Annotated in this window: 14 protein-coding genes and 1 pseudogene; 14 read left to right on the plus strand and 1 reads right to left on the minus strand. The window is 71.6% G+C overall.

The window, feature by feature from the left end; translation table 11 throughout:
• Positions 1-37: 37 nt before the first annotated feature.
• The 4 genes and pseudogenes from A6A29_RS09440 to A6A29_RS47485 form a co-directional block, all read left to right on the plus strand.
• Positions 38-805 carry a type II secretion system F family protein gene (locus A6A29_RS09440; RefSeq protein WP_107468170.1) on the plus strand — a complete coding sequence of 256 codons (768 nt, stop codon included), beginning with the start codon at positions 38-40 and terminating at the stop codon, positions 803-805.
• Between the two features lie 142 nt (positions 806-947).
• Positions 948-1,214 carry a DUF4244 domain-containing protein gene (locus A6A29_RS09445; RefSeq protein ID WP_385731240.1) on the plus strand — a complete coding sequence of 89 codons (267 nt, stop codon included), beginning with the start codon at positions 948-950 and terminating at the stop codon, positions 1,212-1,214.
• A gap of 61 nt (positions 1,215-1,275) precedes the next feature.
• Entirely contained in the window at positions 1,276-1,605 is a 330-nt protein-coding gene (locus A6A29_RS09450; RefSeq protein WP_385731265.1) for a TadE family type IV pilus minor pilin, read from the plus strand.
• 50 nt (positions 1,606-1,655) lie between these two features.
• A pseudogene (locus tag A6A29_RS47485) lies at positions 1,656-2,060 on the plus strand (Rv3654c family TadE-like protein); the annotation flags it as partial.
• Positions 2,061-2,432: 372 nt separating this feature from the next.
• Here A6A29_RS47485 and A6A29_RS09460 read toward each other — a convergent pair.
• Complete coding sequence (locus A6A29_RS09460; RefSeq protein ID WP_073719545.1) at positions 2,433-4,946, minus strand: DEAD/DEAH box helicase; 2,514 nt, start codon at positions 4,944-4,946, stop codon at positions 2,433-2,435.
• Positions 4,947-5,024: 78 nt separating this feature from the next.
• Between A6A29_RS09460 and A6A29_RS09465 the strand changes: the two genes are divergently transcribed.
• The 10 genes from A6A29_RS09465 (at position 5,025) to A6A29_RS09510 (ending at position 22,495) form a co-directional block, all read left to right on the plus strand.
• Complete coding sequence (locus tag A6A29_RS09465; protein WP_003967428.1) at positions 5,025-5,378, plus strand: STAS domain-containing protein; 354 nt, start codon at positions 5,025-5,027, stop codon at positions 5,376-5,378.
• 196 nt (positions 5,379-5,574) lie between these two features.
• Complete coding sequence (locus tag A6A29_RS09470) at positions 5,575-6,045, plus strand: ATP-binding protein (protein ID WP_073719546.1); 471 nt, start codon at positions 5,575-5,577, stop codon at positions 6,043-6,045.
• 491 nt (positions 6,046-6,536) lie between these two features.
• Positions 6,537-8,969, plus strand: coding sequence for a sodium-translocating pyrophosphatase (locus A6A29_RS09475; RefSeq protein ID WP_073719547.1), 2,433 nt, complete (start codon positions 6,537-6,539; stop codon positions 8,967-8,969).
• Between the two features lie 414 nt (positions 8,970-9,383).
• Positions 9,384-10,004, plus strand: coding sequence for a small secreted protein (locus tag A6A29_RS09480; protein WP_073719548.1), 621 nt, complete (start codon positions 9,384-9,386; stop codon positions 10,002-10,004).
• An 85-nt stretch (positions 10,005-10,089) separates the two neighbouring features.
• A complete protein-coding gene (locus tag A6A29_RS09485) occupies positions 10,090-11,622 on the plus strand; it encodes a DUF7059 domain-containing protein (protein ID WP_073719549.1) in 1,533 nt (510 codons plus the stop codon).
• An 837-nt stretch (positions 11,623-12,459) separates the two neighbouring features.
• Positions 12,460-12,657, plus strand: coding sequence for a hypothetical protein (locus tag A6A29_RS09490; protein ID WP_073719550.1), 198 nt, complete (start codon positions 12,460-12,462; stop codon positions 12,655-12,657).
• Positions 12,658-12,938: 281 nt separating this feature from the next.
• A complete protein-coding gene (gene topA, locus A6A29_RS09495; protein WP_073719551.1) occupies positions 12,939-15,824 on the plus strand; it encodes a type I DNA topoisomerase in 2,886 nt (961 codons plus the stop codon).
• Between the two features lie 339 nt (positions 15,825-16,163).
• The gene (gene tmk / locus A6A29_RS09500) at positions 16,164-19,478 is read left to right on the plus strand and encodes a dTMP kinase (RefSeq protein ID WP_073719552.1); all 3,315 of its coding nucleotides are present in this window, start codon (positions 16,164-16,166) and stop codon (positions 19,476-19,478) included.
• Between the two features lie 187 nt (positions 19,479-19,665).
• A complete protein-coding gene (locus A6A29_RS09505; protein ID WP_073719553.1) occupies positions 19,666-20,871 on the plus strand; it encodes a DNA polymerase III subunit delta' in 1,206 nt (401 codons plus the stop codon).
• A gap of 94 nt (positions 20,872-20,965) precedes the next feature.
• Positions 20,966-22,495 carry an alpha/beta hydrolase gene (locus A6A29_RS09510; RefSeq protein ID WP_073719554.1) on the plus strand — a complete coding sequence of 510 codons (1,530 nt, stop codon included), beginning with the start codon at positions 20,966-20,968 and terminating at the stop codon, positions 22,493-22,495.
• Positions 22,496-22,545 lie beyond the last annotated feature (50 nt).

Below are 22,545 nucleotides of genomic sequence, written 5' to 3' on the forward strand. Positions count from 1 at the left end.
CGGTGAAGTTCCCTGTGGCCTGGGCGCATGGGGGGCGATGGCGGGTGCAGTCGCGTATCTGGCCCTCGTGTGGGCCGGGTGGCGGCGGGAGCGGGCGGTGCGGGACCGGGGTGCGGCGTTGCTGGCCCTGAATGCCGGGGGGCGGGGGCATCGGTGGGGCCGGGTGGGGTGGACGGGCCTGACCGGCGACGGCAGCCGGCTGAGGCGGTGGGCGGCGCCGCTGGGAGCCTTCGCGGCCGGGTGGATTCTGGTCGGCGGGGTCCTGGGATGCGTGACGGGTTCGGCTGCCGCGTACGGGACTTGGCGTTGGCAACGGTCCCGGCCGGAAGCTCGGCCGGACGGCCCGGGCGAGGATGCTGCCTGGGCGGCACGACAACTCCCGCTCGCTGCCGATCTGTTGGCGGCCTGCATCGCGGCGGGGGCGGGGCCTCGGGATGCGGCGGAGGCGGTCGGGGAGTCGATGGGCGGCCCGGTCGGCGACCGGTTGGCCCGCGCCGCAGCGGAGATCCGGCTTGGTGGTGAACCGTCCCTGGCGTGGGGCCGGTTCGGGGAGATAGCAGGAGCTGGACCGCTGGCCCGCTGTCTGTACCGGGCCGGGGCGACCGGGGCTCCGGCGGCGGAGGCGGTCGCCAGGCTGGCCGAGACGATACGTGCCGAGCGGGCCGGTGCGGCCGTGGCGCGCGCGCAGCGGGCGGGTGTGCTGATCACCGCGCCGGTCGGGCTCTGCTTCCTCCCCGCGTTCCTGGCGGTCGGGGTGGCGCCCGTGGTGATCGGTCTGGCGGCCGGGCTGTTGGGCGGCGGCTAGCACCTCTCCCAGGGCAACGATTCCTGGGCTGCTTCTCCGCGGGCAGGGTTTTTCGGCCGGGCCGGAGAGGCGTGAACTTCTCGAATTCTCGCGGGTGTTGCTTCGAGCGCCCGCTCCATATCGCTGTCAATCGGGGGTTGAAATGAACAAGAACATCATGGAATGGGTATCCGGTGCGCTGTGCCGCGCGCGGTCGGTGAAGTGGCCTCCGGAGTGGCCGGTGAGGTGGTCGGCACGTTGTTCGGGCCGACTTGTCCGGTCCGATCGAGGGATGACGACGTCCGAGTACGCGGTGGGGACCATCGCGGCCTGCGCCTTCGCGGCCGTGCTCTACAAGGTGGTCAACAGCGGGCCCGTGCTGTCGGCCATGCAGTCGTTGATCAAGGACGCGCTCGATGCGAAGTTCTGAGGCCGGACCGGAAGGCCAGTCGGTCGTGCGGAAGCGTGTGTGGTGTCCGGACAGGGGTGCGGTGACGGCGGAGGCGGCCGTGGTCATTCCCGTGCTGGTGGCGTTCGCCATGGCTCTGGTCTGGGCGCTGGTGGCGGCGTCCGCACAGATCCGGTGTGTGGACGCCGCGCGGGCGGGGGCGCGGGCGGCTGCCCGCTCGGAGCCGGAGGCGGCGGTGGTGGCGGCTGCCCGCGCCGCGGCGCCGGAACGGGCCCGGGTCGGGGTGGAGCGAACGGGGGAGTGGTGGCGGGTCCGGGTGGAGGCACCGACCCCGGGTCCGGGCGCGCTGGCCCTCACGCTGAGCGCCGAAGCCGTGGCGCTGGCGGAGGACACGGTGGGGGCTGCGCGGTGACGGGGGAGGCGGAGGCCGTGTCAGGGCCGGGCGCGAAGGGGGCCGTTGGCATGCCCGGCGAGTGGCGGGGCGGAGCAGCGGGGGCGGGGTTCCGGAGAACGGCCTGTAGAAGGGCCGGCGGACGGTGGGCCAAGAGGACGAGGGGGGCCGGGAGGACGAGGGGGGCCGGGAGGTGCGGGAGGACGAGGGGGGCGAGGTGCGGGGACCGGGGGGTGGCGACGGTGTGGGCGGCGATCACCACGGCCTCCCTGTGCACGGTGTTCGCGATCGTGCTGGCGCTGGGGCAGGCGGTGGCCGCACGGCACAGAGCCGGCGGGGCGGCGGACCTGGCGGCCCTCGCGGCGGCCGACCGCGCGCTTCTGGGGGCCGCGGCGGCGTGCGAAGCGGCGCGGCAGGTGGCCGGGGCGCAGGATGCCGTGGTGGTGCGGTGCGTGGTGCGGGGGGAGGTGGCCGATGTGACGGCGCGGGCGAGCTTCGGCCCGTACCGACCCGAGGTCAGGTCCCGGGCGGGACCTGCGGGTCCTACAGGCCTGGTGGACCCTTTGGGCTCCGCGGATCCGGTGGACCCTTTGGGCTCCGCGGATCCGGTGGACCCGTTGGGCCCCGCGGATCCGGTGGACCCTGCGGGTTCTGTGGGCGCTGCGGCCCTGGGTGGGTCCTTGCGGGCCCTGGGGGGCCTGTGTGGCTGTCTGCCGCTCCCCGGCCGTCTCCGAGGCCGCGAAGGTCGCCCACGGCCTCAGACGCGTTGTCACGGCGTCCTGCGGCCCCTCAGCATGCTGGGCACCCTGGCGGGGCGACACGGGGTCCCGCCGCCCTGTCCAGGCCGCCTATTCCGCCGTCCTTGGCTGGTTGGGCTGCTCCGGCTCTTCCGCCGCGTTCGGTTCTGCCGGGTCGGGCGGTGCGGCCCTGAGGAGTTCGGTGAGCAGACGTACGGCGCCCCGCTTGTGGAGCGGCTCGTTGCCGTTGCCGCACTTGGGGGACTGGATGCAGGAAGGGCAGCCCGCCTCGCACTCGCAGGACGCGATGGCCTGGCGGGTCGCGGTCAGCCACGTACGGGCGGTGTGGAAGGCCCGCTCGGCGAATCCCGCGCCGCCCGGATGACCGTCGTACACGAAGACGGTCGGCAACAGCGTGTCCGGGTGGAGCGGGACCGAGACACCCCCGATGTCCCAGCGGTCGCAGGTGGCGAAGAGCGGGAGCATCCCGATGGACGCGTGTTCGGCGGCGTGCAGGGCGCCGCCGAGGATCTCCGGGTTGATCCGGGCGGCGTCGAGCTGGCCCTCGGTGACCGTCCACCAGACGGCGCGGGTGCGCAGGGTGCGGGGAGGCAGGTCGAGCTTGGTCTCGCCCAGGACTTCCCCGGTGATCAGTTTGCGGCGCAGGAAGGAGACGACCTGGTTGGTGACCTCCACGGAGCCGTAGCAGAGCCGTCCGTCGCCCCAGGGGATCTCGGTGTCGGTCTCCAGGACGGCGATGGCGGTGGTGTCGCGGGCGGTCGTGGAGTAGGGCGGGACGGCCTCCTCGACGAGGGCGACGGAGTCCTCCAGATCCAGTTGCCGGACCAGATAGGTGCGGCCCTGGTGGAGGTGGACGGCGCCTTCGTGGACAGCGGTGTGAGCGGCCGATTCGTCGACGGTGCCCAGCAGGCGGCCGGTGCCCTCCTCGACGATCTGGACGGGACGGCCGCCCTCACCCCGGATGTCGGTGAGGTCGGCGGCCCGCTCGCGGCGGGTCCAGTGCCAGCCCGATGCCCGCTTGCGCAGCAGCTTCGCGGCTTCCAGCTGCGGCAGCAGCTCGGGCACGGCGGGCCCGAAGAGCGCGATGTCGGGTTCGGTGAGCGGGAGCTCGGCCGCTGCGGCGCACAGGTGCGGGGCGAGGACGTACGGGTTGTCGGGGTCCAGGACGGTCGACTCCACGGGCTGCTGGAACAGCGCCTCGGGGTGGTGCACCAGGAAGGTGTCCAGCGGATCGTCCCTGGCGATGAGGATGGCCAGGGCGCCCTGCCCGGAGCGCCCCGCGCGGCCCGCCTGCTGCCAGAGGGAGGCCCGGGTGCCCGGATAGCCGGCGATGAGGACGGCATCGAGGCCGGAGACGTCGATGCCGAGTTCGAGGGCGGTGGTGGCGGCCAGTCCGAGCAGTTCGCCGGAGTGCAGGGCGCGCTCCAGGGCGCGGCGCTCCTCGGGGAGGTAGCCGCCGCGGTAGGCGGCGACCCGTTTCGGCAGCGCGCGGTCCACCTCGGCCAGGCGCTCCTTGGCGATGACGGAGATGAGTTCCGCGCCACGCCGGGAGCGTACGAAGGCGACCGAGCGGACGCCCTGGACGGTCAGGTCGGTGAGGAGGTCCGCGGTCTCGGCCGTGGCGGTGCGGCGTACGGGGGCGCCCTTCTCGCCGTGCAGCTCGGTCAGCGGGGGCTCCCAGAGGGCGAAGACCATCTCGCCGCGCGGAGAGGCGTCGTCGGAGACCTCCTTGACCGGCAGGCCGGTGAGACGGCCGGCGGCGACCGAGGGCTCCGCCGCGGTGGCGGAGGCGAGGAGGAAGACCGGATGCGCGCCGTAGCGGGCACACAGGCGGCGAAGACGGCGCAGGACCTGGGCGACATGGGAGCCGAAGACGCCGCGGTAGGTGTGGCACTCGTCGATGACGACGAAGCGCAGGGCGCGCAGAAAGGAGGCCCAGCGGGGGTGGGACGGAAGGATTCCGCGGTGCAGCATGTCGGGGTTGGTCAGGACGTAGTTGGCGTACTGGCGCACCCACTCGCGTTCCTCGACGGGGGTGTCCCCGTCGTAGACCGCGGGCCTGATCGCGTTGCCGAGGGGCACCGTGAGTGCCTTCACCGAGCGGCGCTGGTCGGCGGCGAGGGCCTTGGTGGGGGCGAGGTACAGGGCGGTCGCCCCCCGGCCGTTGGGGGCCTCGGAGCCGTCGAGGAGGGTGCTGAGTACCGGGGCCAGGTAGGCGAGCGACTTGCCGGACGCCGTGCCGGTGGCGATCACGACGGATTCACCGTCCAGGGCGTGCTCGGCGGCGGCGGCCTGGTGCGCCCACGGATGGTCGATTCCGATTTTCTGAATCGCCGCGATCACTTCTGGCCGGATGCGTTCCGGCCAGATGGCATGGGTTCCCGTACGCGGGGGCAAGTGCTCCGTATGAGTGATGCGCGCGGCCCGGCCCGCCCCTGCGGCGAGCCGGTCGAGGATCATGGCGGGAGGGGGGCGGAAGTCCCCGCTCTCGGGTGGTCGACTGGGGCGGTGATTCTTGGCCATCGGCACCGAGTGTGTCACTGGCGTGACGGACAATGGTCCCAAGGCGTCGTGCATGGCTGCTGGTAAGTGATTGAATGCCATCGCGGCTGGCGATCCGTCCCCTGGCTCCGTCGGGGAGACCGAGGGGCGACCGCTCGATAGCAAGGTGCTGGAGGATCCGTGGACCTGTCCCTGTCGACTCGCAATGTGTCCGGCCCTGGTGGCGACCGTACGGTCGTCGAGGTCGGTGGCGAGATTGATGTGTATACCGCGCCCAAGCTGCGCGAGCAGTTGGTCGAGTTGGTGAATGACGGCAGCTACCACCTGGTTGTCGACATGGAAGGTGTCGACTTCCTCGACTCCACCGGCCTCGGCGTGCTCGTGGGTGGCTTGAAGCGTGTCCGAGCCCATGAGGGCTCGCTGCGCCTGGTCTGCAACCAGGAGCGCATTCTCAAGATCTTCCGGATCACAGGTCTGACCAAGGTGTTCCCGATTCACACCACGGTCGACGAGGCTGTCGCGGCCACCGACTGACGTCGGCGCAGGTCGGCCAATCGGTCGGCAGGCAGGCAGTGACGGACCGGCAGCGGCAGCAGGCAGGCCGTGACGGGCAGGCGGTCGACCTTTGGTCGGCTGTCGGCTTTGTCGGCTTCCGGAGGAGGAGAGCAGGGGTACCGGGCGACACGCCCGGGCCCCTGAGACGCACGCCCGAACGTTCGAGGGGGATCACATGGCCACCGTTGAACTCCGCTTCAGCGCTCAGCCTGAACATGTCAGGACGGCCCGCCTTGTGGCAGCCGCCGTGGCGCGGAGGGCCGGCGTGGACGAGGCGGTGCTCGACGAGGTCAGACTCGCCGTCGGCGAGGCGTGCAGCCGCGCCGTCGGGCTGCATCGCAGCCATGGCATCACCTCTCCGGTCAGCGTCGTGCTGACCGATGAGGACAAGACGTTCTCGATCGAGGTCGGTGACGAGGTTCCCGGCCCCGGGAGCGTCCCCGCCACCGGCGCACCGGGAGCGGCCGGCGCCACGCCCGAGGTGGGCCTCGATGAACCCGATCCCGATCCCGACGGTGACGGTGAGGACGAAATGGGCCTCGCGGTCATCAGTGGGCTGGTGGACGACGTAGAAGTCCGGTCGGGCGCCAACGGCGGAGTGATCCGCATGAGCTGGCCCATGGCGCACGCGACGCTGCTTTCCTGACACGTGCGGGTGCCTGGGGCCGCGTGGCAGCCTTGACCCGTGCCCTTGGTGCCCCCGGCCGCCCGGTTACATCCCGCGCCGCCTGGTGGCCCCGTGGTGGCTGGTGGTGCTGCGCCTCCCCCCGGTGATCCGGTGCACCCGGTGCACCCGGTGCACCCGGTGCACCCGGTGCACCCGGTGAATCCTGTGCGCCCGGCGATCCTTTGTCGCCCCGTGAGCCCGCGCCGCTCGGTGGTCCCGGTCGCCCGGCGATCCGTCCGTTGTTTCGATTTTCAGGGCCTTGCTGAGCAGGGCCCTTTTCCTTTTTTGCTTGATCAATGATCTCCGGGGCAAATGCGCCTGCCCCATTACTGCATTCGGGCCGATTCGGTGGCCTGATCTTTTGGCGTTGGGGGGAGAGTTTCCTATTCCGTTCCCTGCCCACTGTTTTGATCAGGTTCCGCTCCCTACAATCCGTCCACGTCTTGAGCGCTGAGCGTCAAGGAGGACGTATGGCGGAGTTCGTCAACACACCCGTGGCAGTACTGACGCAAGAATCCGCACTTTCCGGCCGCCCCGCCTCACTCGCGGCGGCGGAACTCACCGACGGCAACCGGCTGATCGTCGTCGTCATCGCGGTCGTCGCCGTCGCCGCGCTGGTCGTCGCCCGGTTGCTGGTGCGCCAGGTCCTGGCGGCCGGTGAGGGCACCGAGCGCATGAAGGAGATCGCGGCGGCCGTCCAGGAAGGCGCGAATGCCTATTTGGCCAGGCAGCTGCGTACGGTCGGTGTCTTTGCCGTCGTCGTATTCTTCCTGCTTCTGTTGTTGCCGGCCGACAACTGGTCGCAGCGCGCGGGACGTTCGTTGTTCTTCCTGGTGGGTGCGCTTTTCTCGGCGGCCACCGGATACATCGGTATGCGACTCGCGGTGCGCAGTAATGTGCGTGTGGCGGCTGCTGCGCGTGAGGCGACTCCGGCAGAAGGTGAACCGGAGAAAGATCTCACCTCCGTCTCGCACAAAGCAATGAAGATCGCCTTTCGCACCGGTGGTGTGGTCGGCATGATCACGGTGGGTCTCGGCCTGCTCGGCGCCTCCTGCGTGGTCCTCGTCTACGCCGCCGACGCGCCCAAAGTGCTGGAGGGCTTCGGCCTCGGGGCCGCGCTGATCGCCATGTTCATGAGGGTCGGGGGCGGCATCTTCACCAAGGCCGCCGATGTGGGCGCCGACCTCGTCGGCAAGGTGGAGCAGGGCATCCCGGAGGACGACCCGCGCAATGCCGCCACCATCGCCGACAACGTGGGCGACAACGTCGGTGACTGCGCGGGTATGGCCGCCGACCTCTTCGAGTCGTACGCCGTGACGCTCGTGGCCGCGCTCATCCTCGGCAAGGCCGCCTTCGGGGACGCCGGACTGGCCTTCCCCCTGATCGTTCCGGCGATCGGCGTGCTCACCGCGATGATCGGGATCTTCGCCGTCGCCCCGAGGCATGCCGACCGCAGCGGGATGACCGCGATCAACCGGGGTTTCTTCCTCTCCGCGGTGATCTCGCTCGTCCTGGTGGCGGTGGCGGTGTTCGTCTATCTCCCGTCCTCGTACGCGAAACTGGACGGGGTCACCGATGCTTCGATCACCTCGCACGGCGGCGATCCGCGGATCTTCGCCGTGGTCGCCGTCGCCATCGGCATCGTTCTGGCCGCACTGATCCAGCAGCTCACCGGCTACTTCACCGAGACCAGTCGCCGCCCCGTCCAGGACATCGGGAAGTCCTCGCTGACCGGGCCGGCGACGGTGGTGCTCGCGGGCATCTCCATCGGCCTGGAGTCGGCCGTCTACACCGCGCTGCTGATCGGTCTCGGCGTCTACGGGGCCTTCCTGCTCGGCGGGACATCGATCATGCTCGCGCTCTTCGCGGTGGCTCTCGCCGGAACCGGGCTGCTCACCACCGTGGGTGTCATCGTCGCCATGGACACCTTCGGGCCGGTCTCCGACAACGCCCAGGGCATCGCGGAGATGTCCGGGGATGTCACCGGCGCCGGTGCCCAGGTCCTCACCGACCTGGACGCCGTGGGCAACACCACCAAGGCCATCACGAAGGGCATCGCCATCGCCACCGCCGTACTGGCGGCCGCGGCGCTCTTCGGCTCGTACCGCGACGCCATCGCCACCGCGGTCGACGATGTGGGGGCCAGTGCTGGGGAGATGGGGCTGAGTCTCGACATCTCGCAGCCCAACAACCTGGTCGGCCTGATCCTCGGCGCGGCGGTCGTCTTCCTCTTCTCCGGGCTCGCCATCAACGCGGTCTCACGGTCGGCCGGGGCCGTGGTCTACGAGGTGCGGCGGCAGTTCCGCGAGCATCCCGGGATCATGGACTACACGGAGAAGCCGGAGTACGGGCGCGTGGTCGACATCTGCACCAAGGACGCCCTGCGTGAGCTGGCCACCCCCGGGCTGCTCGCGGTCCTGGCGCCGATCGCGGTCGGCTTCACCCTCGGGGTCGGCGCGCTCGGCTCGTATCTCGCGGGTGCGATCGGTACGGGCACCCTGATGGCGGTCTTCCTGGCCAACTCCGGCGGTGCGTGGGACAACGCCAAGAAGCTCGTCGAGGACGGGCACTACGGCGGCAAGGGCAGCGATGCCCATGCCGCGACGGTCATCGGTGACACGGTCGGAGACCCGTTCAAGGACACGGCGGGCCCGGCGATCAACCCGTTGCTCAAGGTGATGAACCTCGTGGCGTTGCTCATCGCTCCGGCGGTGGTGCAGTTCAGCTACGGGCAGGACGCGAGCGCCGGAGTGCGGGCCGTGGTGGCCGCCTTCGCCATCGCGGTCATCGTCGGTGCCGTCTACGTCTCCAAACGGCGTGGAATCGCCGTGGGTGACGACGACGGCTCCGGGGGCGAAGGCGGTCAGCCGGCCAAGTCACCGGATCCCGCGGCGGCTTCATGACCGGTTCGGCCGGGCGGACCACAGGATTCCGCGGGTTCCGTCCGATCGAGATGCGGTAGAACACGGTCAAGGGGTGGACGGGCGGCGCATTCTGAGGTGCCGTCCGTCTCCGTGTCCCCCCCCCGCTCGCCCCCCTGCCCCTCCCCATGTCCGCCCCCAAGTCTGTCTTCGCGCCCGTGTGTCCGTGTGTCCGTGGGGTCTTGGGGCCGTGTTCTCCGGTCGGCCGGAGTTCGCAGGGTCAGTCGACCGGATGAGTGTCCGTACGAGTGCCCGAGCACGTAGGTGAGTTGTATCTCCCTCATTTCCCTTGGTGCAAATGGCTGCAAAAGCATGTACATCGGATGCCCGGCACCCGGATGTCGCCCACTCGGCGTGTAAGTTCCGGGGCCGAGAGCCTTGGAAGGGACCAATCCGGTGAACAAGAAGCTTGCTGCCGCACTGTCCGGCGGTGCGGTACTCGTACTGACGCTGTCGGGCTGCAGCGACGACAGCGACAACAAGGTGAACGACTGGGCCAAGAACGTCTGCGACCAGGTGCAGCCCCAGCTGCAGAAGATCGCGAACGCCAACGCGGCCATCCAGCAGCAGACCGCGGACAACAGCAAGCCCGCAGACGTCCAGAAGACCGACTCCGCCGCCTTCCAGCAGATCTCGCAGGCGTACAAGGCGCTGGGCACGGCCGTGGACTCGGCAGGCGCGCCGCCGGTCGACGACGGCGAGACCACGCAGAAGGAGGCCGTGAAGGAGCTCAACGCCTCCTCCGTGGCCTACGCCGGTCTGAAGACCAAGGTCGATGCCCTCGACACGAAGGACCAGGCGAAGTTCGCCGACGGTCTGAAGGGCATCGCCGACGAGCTGAACAAGATCAGCACCAACGGTGACCAGGCACTGAAGAAGCTTCAGTCCGGCGATGTCGGCACCGCGATGGCCAAGCAGAAGGGCTGCCAGAAGCCGACGGCGTCGGCGCCGCCGGCCGCGGCTCCCTCGGCGTCCGAGCCCGTGTCGCCCACCCCCTCGGCCAGCAAGAAGGCCTGACCCAAGGTCGCACGGCGCGGCCCGGACACCCCCTGCGGGTGGCCGGGCCGCTGCCGTTGTCGGTGGGAGCGGACACAATGGGCGGGTGAGTACGACCAGCCTTCCCGCGCCCGACCGTATCCCCGGCCTCCGTGAGGCCCTGCTCGCCGCCGCGTTCACCGCCGACGGGCTCCTCGAACTGCTCGGTGCGCCCGCGTACGCCGCGCTCGCCCGCAGCGAGACGGTCCCCGCCCTGCGGGCCACCCGGGGCGAAACGCCGCTCGACACGCTGGTGCGGCTGTTTCTTCTTCAGCACCCCGTCCCGTACGAGCGGGCCCGTGCCGCGCTTCCCCTGGAGGAGTGCGTCGAGGACGGCTGGCTGAGCCGACGGGACGGCCTGGTCCGGGCCACCGTCGACATCCGGCCGTACAGCGGGCCCGATGGCCAGGACTGGTTCATCGTCTCCGATCTCGGCTGCGCGGTCGGCGGCGCGGGCGGCATCGGTTCGCACGAGGAGGGGGTCGTCCTGGGCGTCGGCGGAGCGTCCACCACGCTCGCCGGGATCACCGTCCGTACGCCGGTCGCCGCCGCCCTCGACCTCGGTACGGGCTCCGGCATCCAGGCGCTGCACGCCGCCCAGCACGCCACCCGGGTCACCGCCACCGACCTCAATCCGCGCGCCCTCGACTTCACCCGGCTCACCCTCGCCCTGTCCGGCGCCGCCCCGGCCGACCTGCGCGAGGGCTCCCTGTTCGAGCCGGTCGGCACCGAGACCTTCGACCTGATCGTCTCCAACCCGCCGTTCGTCATCTCCCCCGGCGCCCGCCTCACCTACCGCGACGGCGGCATGGGCGGCGACGACCTGTGCCGGACCCTGGTGCGCGATTCCGGCGACCGGCTGAACGAGGGCGGCTATGCCCAGTTCCTCGCCAACTGGCAGCACGTGGAAGGCGAGGAGTGGCAGGACCGGCTGCGTTCCTGGGTGCCGCACGGCTGCGATGCCTGGATCGTGCAGCGTGAGGTGCAGGACGTCACGCAGTACGCGGAGCTGTGGCTGCGCGACAGCGGCGACCACCGCACGGACCCGGCCGAGTACGCCGCCCGTTACGAGGCGTGGCTGGACGAGTTCGACGCCCGCCGGACCCGGGCCGTCGGCTTCGGCTGGATCACCCTGCGGAAGTCCGCCGCGGCCGTCGCCGGGAATCCGTCGATCGTGGTCGAGGAGTGGCCGCACGCGGTGGAGCAGCCGCTCGGACCGGCCGTCCTGGACCACTTCGCCCGTCAGGACTACCTCCGGGAGCAGGACGACGCGGCCCTGCTGGCCGGGCACTTCACCCTGGCCGCGGAGGTCGTGCAGGAGCAGGTCGGGATGCCCGGCGCCGAGGACCCCGAGCATGTGGTGCTGCGCCAGCACCGAGGGATGATGCGGGCGACGAAGGTGGACGCGGTCGCCGCGGGGTTCGCGGGCGTGTGCGACGGTTCGCTGCCCGCGGGCCGGATTCTGGACGCCATCGCCCAGCTGATGTCCGAGGACCCGGTGCTGCTGCGTGACCGGACCCCGCAGGCGATCCGGCTGCTGGTCGAGGAGGGCTTCCTGGAGCCGGTGCCCGTGCCCGCGGCCGGGCCGGAGGCCGGGTGACGGGCGTTGTGGGCGAGGGAGGCCGGGGGGGGCGGGGCCCGAGGCCGGGTGACGGCGGTCGCGGGCGCGGGAGGCCGGATGGCGGGACAGAAGGCCGGTCGGACGGCGCGGGAGGCCCGGTGATCCGGCCCGAGCGGTCACCCGCACCTCCCGCCCCGTACCTGTACGACTCCGAGAGGGCCTGCGCCGTGCTCTCCGTCGCGTAGGTGGCGTGCCGGGACGGTGCGCCGGGCAGCTGTGGCCGACCGTGCGGCGGCTCGGTGCGGACGAAGTGCCGGTCCGGGCCCGGACGTTCGCGGCGCGGGGACGTGGACGGGTTTGTCCGGCCGTCCTTGAGCTGACCAGGCGCGTCGACGCCGACCACCGGGCGGGCGGGCGACGGCTGTTGCCGGGCCCGGATACCGGTTCCCGGCCCTTCCTGGCACGCGTGGCCGGACCCGTGGCCGGACCCGTAGCCGGACCTGTGACCGGACCTGTGGCCGGACCTGTGGTCGGCCCCGCCGTGGTCCCTGCCGCCGCACCCGCAGCCGGGCTCCGCTCCGGCAGGGCCCGGCCCCGTCCTACGTACTCAACGGCCTTCTCACCAGCGTCTTCACACGCGCCGCTGCCTCGCTCCCGCCCGGTCCGCGGATTCCGGTCCCGGCCCTTCCGGGGGTACTCCGCAGGAGCCCCGCGCGGGCATCGGACAGGAGGCCGACGCGGCCGCTGCCGCCGGGGGAGTGCTGTTCACCCGGGGTTCGTGTCGGCGATGCCCCGGCGTGGCAGCCTCCCCCTGCCGGGCGGTCACCGCCGGACGGGTTCACCACCACAGGTTCGCGATGGGTTGAGGGGTACGACATGGAGAGCGTCTCAGCGGTCTTCGCCGGTGCGGCCTTCGCACTGTTCGGCACCGCCCTCCTGGTCTGGACAGGGGCGCGCGCCGTTCACCGCGCGCCGGTGGCGCACGGTGTGAGCCCCGTCGCTTCCACCGCCCTCGCCACACTCTTCGGCGTGGTTTTCCTCGGCCTCGGCCTGTGGTGTTTCACGCTCATCTGATCCTTGCTCCCAGCAGGGCCGGACACCCGGTGGGCCCGCCGCCCGCGGGCGGCCCGACGGCACCCGGAAATCCGCAGGCCGCAGGCCATGACGGCGCGGACCGGACGGTCCGGGCGGCAGGAATGGCGGAAGTCGGGTTACCGTTCGAGTGGCCGTTGCGGGCTTTTGCCGTTTGACACGGGGGCGGGTTGTACCGTCACACTCCGCAGCGACAGCACCGCGGGCAGCGTCACGGCGCTGCCCGGATGCCCACCGAGTGTCGACCGGAGAGAAGAGCGAAGTTGTCCCCGACCAGCGAGACCGCACAGGGCGGCCGCCGACTCGTCATCGTCGAGTCGCCTGCCAAGGCGAAGACGATCAAGGGCTATCTCGGCCCCGGATACGTCGTCGAGGCGAGCGTCGGGCACATTCGCGACCTGCCGAACGGCGCCGCCGAGGTGCCGGACGAGTACACCGGCGAGGTGCGTCGTCTCGGCGTGGATGTCGAGAACGACTTCCAGCCCATCTACGTCGTCAATGCCGACAAGAAGGCCCAGGTCAGGAAGCTGAAGCAGCTTCTGGCCGAGTCCGACGAACTCTTCCTCGCCACCGATGAGGACCGCGAGGGCGAAGCCATCGCGTGGCACCTCCAGGAAGTCCTGAAGCCCAAGGTCCCGGTCCACCGGATGGTCTTCCACGAGATCACCAAGGACGCGATCCGGGCCGCCGTCGCCAACCCGCGCGAGCTCAACCAGCGCATGGTCGACGCCCAGGAGACCCGCCGTATCCTCGACCGCCTCTACGGCTACGAGGTCTCGCCGGTCCTGTGGAAGAAGGTCATGCCGAAGCTCTCGGCGGGCCGTGTCCAGTCGGTCGCCACCCGCCTCGTCGTCGAGCGGGAGCGCGAGCGCATCGCCTTCCGCTCCGCCGAGTACTGGGACCTGACCGGCACCTTCTCCACCGGCCGAGCCGGTGACGCGTCCGACCCGTCGACCCTCACCGCCCGGCTCAGCGCGGTCGACGGCCGCCGGATCGCCCAGGGCCGCGACTTCGGTCCGGACGGGCAGCTCAAGTCCGCCTCCGGCCAGACGCTGCACCTGGACGAGACGAACGCCCGCGCCCTGGCCGCCGCGCTCGCCGACTCCACGTTCGCGGTCCGGTCCGTCGAGTCGAAGCCGTACCGCCGCTCCCCGTACGCACCGTTCCGTACGACGACCCTCCAGCAGGAGGCGAGCCGCAAGCTGGGCTTCGGGGCCAAGGCCACCATGCAGGTCGCGCAGAAGCTGTACGAGAACGGCTTCATCACCTACATGCGTACCGACTCCACGACGCTCTCGGGGACCGCGATCTCCGCGGCCCGCGCCCAGGTCACGCAGCTGTACGGGGCGAGCTACCTGCCCGACAAGCCGCGTACGTACGCCGGCAAGGTCAAGAACGCGCAGGAGGCGCACGAGGCGATCCGCCCCTCCGGCGACCGCTTCCGTACGCCCGCCGAGACCGGGCTCACCGGCGACCAGTTCCGGCTCTACGAGCTGATCTGGAAGCGGACCGTCGCCTCCCAGATGAAGGACGCGGTCGGCAACTCCGTCACCGTCAAGATCGGCGGCCGGGCGAGCGACGGCCGGGACGCCGAGTTCTCCGCGTCCGGCAAGACGATCACCTTCCACGGCTTCATGAAGGCGTACGTCGAAGGCGCCGACGACCCGAACGCCGAGCTCGACGACCGTGAGCGACGCCTGCCGCAGGTCGGCGAGGGCGACGCGCTGTCCGCCGAGGAGATCTCGGTCGACGGTCACGCCACGAAGCCCCCGGCCCGCTACACCGAGGCCTCGCTGGTCAAGGAGCTCGAAGAGCGGGAGATCGGCCGTCCGTCGACGTACGCCTCGATCATCGGGACGATCCTCGACCGCGGCTACGTCTTCAAGAAGGGCACGGCGCTCGTCCCGTCCTTCCTCTCCTTCGCCGTGGTCAACCTGCTGGAGAAGCACTTCGGCCGACTCGTCGACTACGACTTCACCGCCCGCATGGAGGACGACCTCGACCGCATCGCGCGGGGCGAGGCCCAGTCCGTGCCGTGGCTGAAGCGTTTCTACTTCGGCGCGGTCCCCGGTGACGACACGGCCGGTGCCGGTGCGGCGTCCGACGCGGGCAACGGCGACGGCGACCACCTCGGCGGCCTGAAGGAACTGGTCACCGACCTCGGCGCCATCGACGCCCGGGAGATCTCCTCGTTCCCGGTCGGCAACGACATCAAGCTCCGGGTCGGCCGCTACGGCCCGTACATCGAGCGCGGCGAGAAGGACTCCGAGGGCCACCAGCGCGCCGACGTGCCCGAGGACCTGGCACCCGACGAGCTGACCGTGGAGCTGGCGGAGGAGCTGCTGGCCAAGCCCAGCGGCGACTTCGAGCTCGGCGCGGACCCGGTGAGCGGGAACCAGATCATCGCCAAGGACGGGCGCTACGGCCCGTACGTCACCGAGGTACTGCCCGAGGGCACGCCGAAGACCGGGAAGAACGCGGTGAAGCCGCGGACCGCCTCGCTCTTCAAGTCCATGTCGCTGGACACGGTGACGCTGGCCGACGCGCTCAAGCTGATGTCGCTGCCGCGCGTCGTCGGCGAGGACGCCGAGGGCGTCGAGATCACCGCGCAGAACGGCCGCTACGGCCCGTATCTGAAGAAGGGCACGGACTCGCGTTCGCTGACCTCCGAGGACCAGCTGTTCGACATCACGCTCGACGAGGCCCTCGCGATCTACGCCCAGCCCAAGCAGCGGGGCCGCGCCGCGGCCAAGCCGCCGCTGAAGGAACTGGGCACGGACCCGGTGAGCGGGGCTCCGGTGGTCGTGAAGGACGGCCGCTTCGGCGCGTACGTCACCGACGGCGAGACGAACGCGACGCTGCGGACCGACGACAGCGTCGAGGACATCACGCCGGAGCGCGGCTACGAGCTGCTCGCCGAGAAGCGCGCCAAGGGACCCGCCAAGAAGAAGACGGCGAAGAAGGCCCCTGCCAAGAAGGCGACAGCCAAGAAGACGGCCGCGAAGACCACGGCGACCAAGACCACGGCGACCAAGACCACGGCCGCCAAGAAGACCGCCGCGAAGAAGACGACGACGGCCAAGAAGGCCACGACCACGAAGACGGCGGCGAAGAAGACCGCCGCTTCCGGTTCGACCGTCAACGACTGACCCGTCGGGGGTCTGACCCGTCAGGGTTCGACCGGTTGGTTGAGGTTTGACCGGTTGAGGTTTGACCGGTCGGGGACTGACCGGTTGCGGACTGATACGCCGACGTTCGGCCCGTCGAGGTCGGATGCCTCGTGCGGGTGTCAGGACCGTCGGCTCACGCCCGGTGCCTCTCCAGGCACCGGGCGTGAGTCATGTCCCGGCTTGACCCGTCCTGTCCCGCTGCTCGGCAGTGGCTCGGCGGCGGCTCTTCGGTGGCCGTACGTCCGCCGCCGCGCGCTCGGCGGCCATATGTTCGGACGGGGCCGACGGCCACCGTGCCGCTGCCGATAGGCTGGGCGGATGACGCGAGCCGAGCAGCCAACGGTCGTGAGCCCCACCTCCGACACACTTGCCGCAGACTCACGCGAGCGCGCCGTACGAGCCCTGTTGCGTATTCCTCCGCTGAAGCGGTTGTGGAGCGCCCAGCTCGTCGGAAGTATCGGCGATGCACTCGCCCTTCTCGTGCTGGTGTTGTTGTCGCTGCAAGCGGCGGTCCTGGAGGGCTCATTCGGAGCCGGATACCGCGGGGCGGCCTTTGCCGTCGCCGCCGTGTTCGGCGCCCGGATTATTTCCACCCTGCTCTTCGGAGCCGTACTCCTGGGGCCGTTGACGTCGCTCACGGCGCCCGGCGGGCCGCTGGACCGGCGCTGGCTGATGATCGGGACGGACGGGCTGCGGCTCGCGCTGCTGGTCGTCGCCCCGCTGTGGATCGACTGGGCACCCGACGAGGCGCTCCTGATGATCCTGATCACCGTCTTCGTGACCGGTGTCGCCGAGCGACTGTGGACGGTGGCCAAGGAGAGCGCGGCCCCCGCGCTGCTGCCCGCCCCGCCGCTCGAAGGCGCGGCCGTGCGTCCGCTGCCCGACCGCCTCGACGCGCTGCGCCGGCTCTCCCTGCGGACGAACTTCCTGGCCGTACCCGCCGCCGCGGTGGTCCTGCTGGTCGCCACGCTGATCGGCAATCTGCTCGGCTCCGGCCTTGAGTGGTTCTCCTTCCACCAGGCGGCCCTCGGCTCGTACATCGCGGCCGGGCTCTTCTCCGCCTCGATCTCCACGCTGTACTTCCTCGAACTGCCCGCCACCCCGACGCCCCGCCCGCGCTCACCGCTGGAGGGTCTGCGCAGGCCGACCTATGGCGACGGCCCCGAGAAGGGCCGCACCGGATCCCTCCCGCTGGTCGTGGGCGCCTGCGCCGCCGTGGCCGGGGCGATCGCCGCGACCGCCGCCGTCTCCGTGCTGCACGCGGCCGACCTGGGCGGCGGACCCGCCACGTTCGCGCTGCTGATCCTCGCGCTGACCGGCGGCACCGCACTCGGTATCCGTACCGCGCAGAAGGTGCTGCCCACCCTGTCGCGGCGCCGGCTGCTGGCCCTCGCCACCGCCGTCACCGGCATCGCGCTCCTCGCGCTCGGACTGGTGCCCGACACCGCGACCGGGCTGATGATCGCGATGCTCGCCGGTTACACCGCCGGAGTCGCCGCGAACACCGGCCACGCACTGGTGGACCAGGAGACCGAGGAGCCCCGGCGCGCCAGGATCGGCGAGCACCTCCAGGCCGTCGTCCGGGTGCTCGTCGCCCTCGGCGCCGTCGGAGGACCGCTGCTCGCCGCCGCCATCGGCCGGCACCGCCTGGGATCCGGCGACTTCGTCTTCGCCCATGGCGGAGCGGCCTTCGTCCTGATGCTGTTCGGCGCGCTGCTGCTGCCCGTCGCCGCGATCCTCCTGGCCAGGACGGACGACCGGGCGGGCGTACCGCTCCGCCGTGACCTGCGGGAGGCGCTGCGCGGGGGCGACCCGGCGGTCGCGCCCGCGGCCACCGGCTTCTTCCTCGCGCTGGAGGGCGGCGACGGGGCCGGAAAGTCCACCCAGGTGGAGGCGCTCGCCGAGTGGATCCGGGCCAAGGGCCACGAGGTCGTCGTGACCCGTGAGCCGGGCGCCACCCCGGTCGGCAAGCGGCTGCGGTCGATCCTGCTCGACGTGTCCTCCGCCGGGCTCTCCAACCGGGCCGAGGCGCTGCTGTACGCCGCCGACCGCGCCGAGCACGTCGACTCCGTCGTCCGCCCGGCGCTGGAGCGGGGCGCGATCGTCCTCTCCGACCGCTACATCGACTCGTCCGTCGCCTACCAGGGTGCGGGCCGCGATCTGTCCCCGACCGAGATCGCCCGGATCTCCCGGTGGGCGACGAGCGGCCTCGTACCGCATCTGACCGTGCTGCTGGACGTCGACCCGGAGACCGCGCGGGAACGCTTCACCGAGGCTCCGGACCGGCTGGAGTCCGAGCCGCCGGAGTTCCACGCCCGGGTACGTTCCGGCTTCCTCACCCTCGCGGCGGCCGACCCGTCCCGCTATCTGGTGGTGGACGCCGGCCAGGAGCCGGAAGCGATCACCACGGTCGTACGCCACCGGCTCGACCAGCTCCTTCCGCTCTCCGAGGCCGAGATCGAGGCGCAGGCGAAGGCGCGCCGCGAGGCCGAGGAAGAGGCCCGGCGCAAGGCCGAGGAAGAGGCGGCCCGCAAGGCCGAGGAGGAGCGGCTGGAGCGTGAGCGCCAGGAGCAGCTCGCCAAGCTCCGTGCCGAGGAGGAGGAGCGCAAGCGCCGCGAGCTGGAGGAGGCCCGGCAGCGCGAGGCCGAACGCCAGGCCGAGGAGGCCCGGCAGCGCGCCGAGGAGGCCCGCCGCCGCGCCGAGGAGGACCGGCTGCGGCTCGAAGCCGAGGAGAAGGCGCGCGAGGCCGAGCAGGAACGCCTTCGCAGGCAGGCCGCGGAAGAGGCCCGGCTGCGCAAGGAGGCGGAGGAGCGGCGCCTGGAGAAGCAGCGCAAGGCGGAAGAGGCGCTGATGCGGGCCGAGGAGGCCCGGCGCCAGGCGGAGGCCGCCGCGGCGGTCCGTACGGAGGCGGCGCGCGCCGAGGCCGAACGCATCGAGGCGGCGCGTGCCGAAGCCGCACGTGCTGAGGCCGCGCGGGCCGCAGCGGTTTCGCGGGCCGAGGCGGCTTCGAGGGAACAGGAGGCTTCCCGCGCCGAGGCTGCTTCGCGTGCTGAGGCTGCTTCGCGTGCGGAGGCGCCCGGGAACTCGTCCGTTCCGGACAACGAGCTCACGGTGCCGACGCCGATCGTGAACCCGAACGAGGTGACGCAGCCGGTCCCGAAGGCGCAGACGACCGACCGCCCGGCTGACGGCGGTTCGTCGTCCGGCCGGGCCCGGTCCGACCGCCCGGCCTCGGACAACGAGGAGACGGCCATGCTGCCCAGGGTCACGGACCCGGCCGCAGGGCGTTCCGGCCACCGTCCGGTGCGGGACGCGGAGGAGACGGCCGTCCTTCCGCCCGTGCGCGGCGAGGAGCCCGCCGACCGGGTGCCGCCGGGCATCTTCCGGGACGAGCGTCCGGCCGCGGCGGAGAGCGAGAACGAACGCACCCGCGAACTGCCGCAGATCAGCGACGATCCGCAGGCCCCCCGGGCCGCCCACGACCAGCCGGAACAGGGCCGGCGTAACCGGCCCCGGCCGGACTGGGCGGAGGAGACCCCGCTGGACGATCTGCCCTCCCTCGCCGACGAACTGCTCGGCGAGCACGAAGAGGACCCGGGCACGTCGCGCCGGGGCCGTCGGCCGCGCGGCTGACGGGGCGGGCGGGACTGTCGGCCGACAAGCGGGCGGGACTGTCGGACCCTTCCCCCACAATGGGAAGGGACGGAACGCAGTCCCGCGGCGCCGCATGATGACGCCGCGGTCCCGCCACCCCGCGGACCCGCAGCCCCGCAGCCCCGCACGACGCCACCGCACGACACCACCGGAAGGGCGGTGACCCATGACCGTATGGGACGACCTGGTCGGACAGGACCGAGTGCAGGAACAGCTCGGTGCCGCCGCCAAGGACGCCGATGCGCTGGTCACCGCCCATTCCACGGGTCAGCCCGTGCCCTCGGGTTCGAGGATGACCCACGCCTGGCTGTTCACCGGACCGCCGGGCTCCGGGCGGTCCACCGCCGCCCGCGCCTTCGCCGCCGCGCTCCAGTGCACCAGCCCGGACCGGGCTATGGGCGGGGAGCCCGGCTGCGGTTTCTGCGACGGCTGCCACACCAGCCTGATCGGTACGCACGCCGACGTCGAAGTGATCCGTACGGACCTGCTCTCCATCGGAGTGAAGGACACCCGCGAGCTGGTCCGCCGGGCCCAGCTCTCCCCGGCCGTGGGCCGTTGGCAGGTCATCGTCATGGAGGATGCCGACCGTCTCACCGAGGGGGCGGGGAACGTGCTGCTGAAGGCGGTCGAGGAGCCCGCGCCCCGCACGGTCTGGATGCTGTGCGCGCCCTCCCTCGAAGACGTCCTGCCCACGATCCGGTCCCGCTGCCGCCACCTCACCCTGCGCACGCCGCCGGTCGAGGCCGTCGCCGACGTACTGATCCGGCGGGACGGCATCGACCCGGAGCGGGCCCATGCGGCGGCCCGCGCCACCCAGGGGCACATCGGCCGGGCGCGCCGCCTGGCCACGGACGAGCGGGCCCGCGCGCGGCGTGCCGCCGTGCTCAAGGTGCCGCTGCGGGTCGCCGACGTCGGCGGCTGCCTCAAGGCGGCCCAGGAGCTGATCGACACGGCCACCGACGATGCCAAGCAGATGGCGGAGGAGGTCGACGTCAAGGAGACCGAGGACATGAAGGCGGCGCTCGGCGCGGTCGCCGGGGGCCGGATGCCGCGCGGCACCGCGGGGGTGATGAAGGACCTGGAGGACAAGCAGAAGCGCCGCAAGACGCGTACGCAGCGCGACAGCCTCGATCTGGCACTCACCGAACTGACCGGGTTCTACCGCGATGTGCTGGCGCTCCAGCTCGGCTCGCAGATCGCCATCGCCAACGCCGATGTACGGGACAGCCTCGACCGGATCGCGGAGTCGTCGGCCCCGGCGCACACGCTGCGCAGGATCGAGGCGGTGATCGCCTGCCGCAGGGCGCTGGACCGCAATGTGGCGCCGCTGCTGGCGGTGGAGGCGATGACGATGTCGCTGCGGGCGGGCTGAGGCGTATTGCGGCTCAGGTCCGGGGCCTTCGCCACCGTTCACCCGATTGAGCAGGGAATCGGACGAGTCGTCACCCGGCGACTACGCTCCCAGGATGAACACCAGGCGCCTGCTCCGTACCCTCGCCACCGGCCTCGGCACTGCCGGCCTGCTCGTCTCAGGCTGTAGCAGCGGCAGTTCGACCTCCAGCGCTTCGGCCACCGGTACGGCCGCCCCCAAGGGCCTCACGTCGTACTACACGCAGAAGCTGAGCTGGCGCGACTGTGGTGTCGAGGGCTTCCAGTGCACCTCGATGAAGGCACCGCTGGACTACGGGAAGCCGGGCGACGGGGACATCAAGCTGGCGGTCTCCCGCAAGAAGTCCACCGGTCCGGGCAAGCGGATCGGCTCCCTCCTGGTGAATCCGGGCGGACCCGGCGGTTCGGCGGTCGGCTACCTCCAGGGGTACGCGGCGATCGGCTACCCCGCCCAGGTCCGCGCCCGGTACGACATGGTGGCCATCGACCCGCGCGGTGTGGCCCGGAGCGAGCCCGTCGAATGCCTCACCGGCAAGGAGATGGACGCCTTCACGCAGGTCGACCAGACGCCCGACGACGCCGGCGAGGCCACCAGGCTCAGCGGCGCCTTCGAGAAGTTCGCGGGCGGCTGCGAGAAGCGCTCGGGCACGATCCTTCCGCATGTTTCCACGGTGGAGACGGCCCGCGACATGGATGTCCTGCGCGCCCTGCTCGGCGACGAGAAGCTGCACTACGTCGGGGCCTCGTACGGCACCTTCCTGGGTGCGACGTACGCGGACCTGTTCCCCACCCGCGCGGGGCGCCTGGTCCTGGACGGTGCGATGGACCCGTCTCTTGAGGCCATCGATATGAACCGCGACCAGACGGCCGGGTTCGAGGGGGCGTTCCAGTCGTTCGCCGCCGACTGCGTGAAGAAGACGGACTGCCCGCTGGGCACCACGTCCACCGCGGACGCGGCCACCGCCCTCAAGAAGCTCTTCACGGACCTGGACGCCAAGCCGGTCCCGACGGGGGAGAGCCGTGACCTGGGCGAGTCCCTGGCCACCACCGGTGTGATCGCCGCCATGTACGACGAGACGGCCTGGCCGCAGCTCCGCGAGGCCCTCGCGGGCGCCCGGCGCGGCGACGGCGCCGGGCTCCTGGCCCTTGCCGACAGCTACTACGAGCGCGAGCCGAACGGTAAGTACGCCAACCTGATGTACGCCAACGCCGCCGTGAACTGCCTCGATCTGCCGCCCGCCTTCGACGGTCCGGACGCGGTGCGCAAGGCCGTCCCCGGCTTCGAGAAGGCGTCCCCGGTCTTCGGCCGCGGCTTCGCCTGGGCGTCCCTGAACTGCGCCTACTGGCCGACGAAGGCCGCGGGCTCCCCGCACCGCACCGAGGCGAAGGGCGCCGACCCGATCGTCGTGGTCGGCACCACCCGCGACCCGGCCACCCCCTACAAGTGGGCGCGGTCCCTCGCCGGCCAGCTCTCCTCCGGCACCCTCCTCACCTACGAGGGTGACGGCCACACGGCGTACGGCCGCGGCAGCGACTGCATCGACACGGCGATCAACACCTACCTCCTGGAGGGCACCCCGCCCACCGACGGCAAGAAGTGCACCTGACCCGCCCGATCCGTCTGACCTGCGCTGATGGCCCCGGAGGTGCCCGGTAC

This window comes from Streptomyces sp. TSRI0281 (assembly GCF_001905125.1).
Classification (GTDB): Bacteria; Actinomycetota; Actinomycetes; order Streptomycetales; family Streptomycetaceae; genus Streptomyces.

Bases quoted from the DNA above. Each gene is read 5' to 3' on its own strand.
- A6A29_RS09440 (WP_107468170.1), top strand. From the start codon at position 38: ATGGCGGGTGCAGTCGCGTATCTGGCCCTCGTGTGGGCCGGGTGGCGG.
- A6A29_RS09445 (WP_385731240.1), top strand. From the start codon at position 948: ATGAACAAGAACATCATGGAATGGGTATCCGGTGCGCTGTGCCGCGCG.
- A6A29_RS09460 (WP_073719545.1), bottom strand. From the start codon at position 4,946: ATGGCATTCAATCACTTACCAGCAGCCATGCACGACGCCTTGGGACCA.
- A6A29_RS09470 (WP_073719546.1), top strand. From the start codon at position 5,575: ATGGCCACCGTTGAACTCCGCTTCAGCGCTCAGCCTGAACATGTCAGG.
- A6A29_RS09475 (WP_073719547.1), top strand. From the start codon at position 6,537: ATGGCGGAGTTCGTCAACACACCCGTGGCAGTACTGACGCAAGAATCC.
- A6A29_RS09490 (WP_073719550.1), top strand. From the start codon at position 12,460: ATGGAGAGCGTCTCAGCGGTCTTCGCCGGTGCGGCCTTCGCACTGTTC.
- tmk (WP_073719552.1), top strand. From the start codon at position 16,164: ATGACGCGAGCCGAGCAGCCAACGGTCGTGAGCCCCACCTCCGACACA.
- A6A29_RS09505 (WP_073719553.1), top strand. From the start codon at position 19,666: ATGACCGTATGGGACGACCTGGTCGGACAGGACCGAGTGCAGGAACAG.
- A6A29_RS09510 (WP_073719554.1), top strand. From the start codon at position 20,966: ATGAACACCAGGCGCCTGCTCCGTACCCTCGCCACCGGCCTCGGCACT.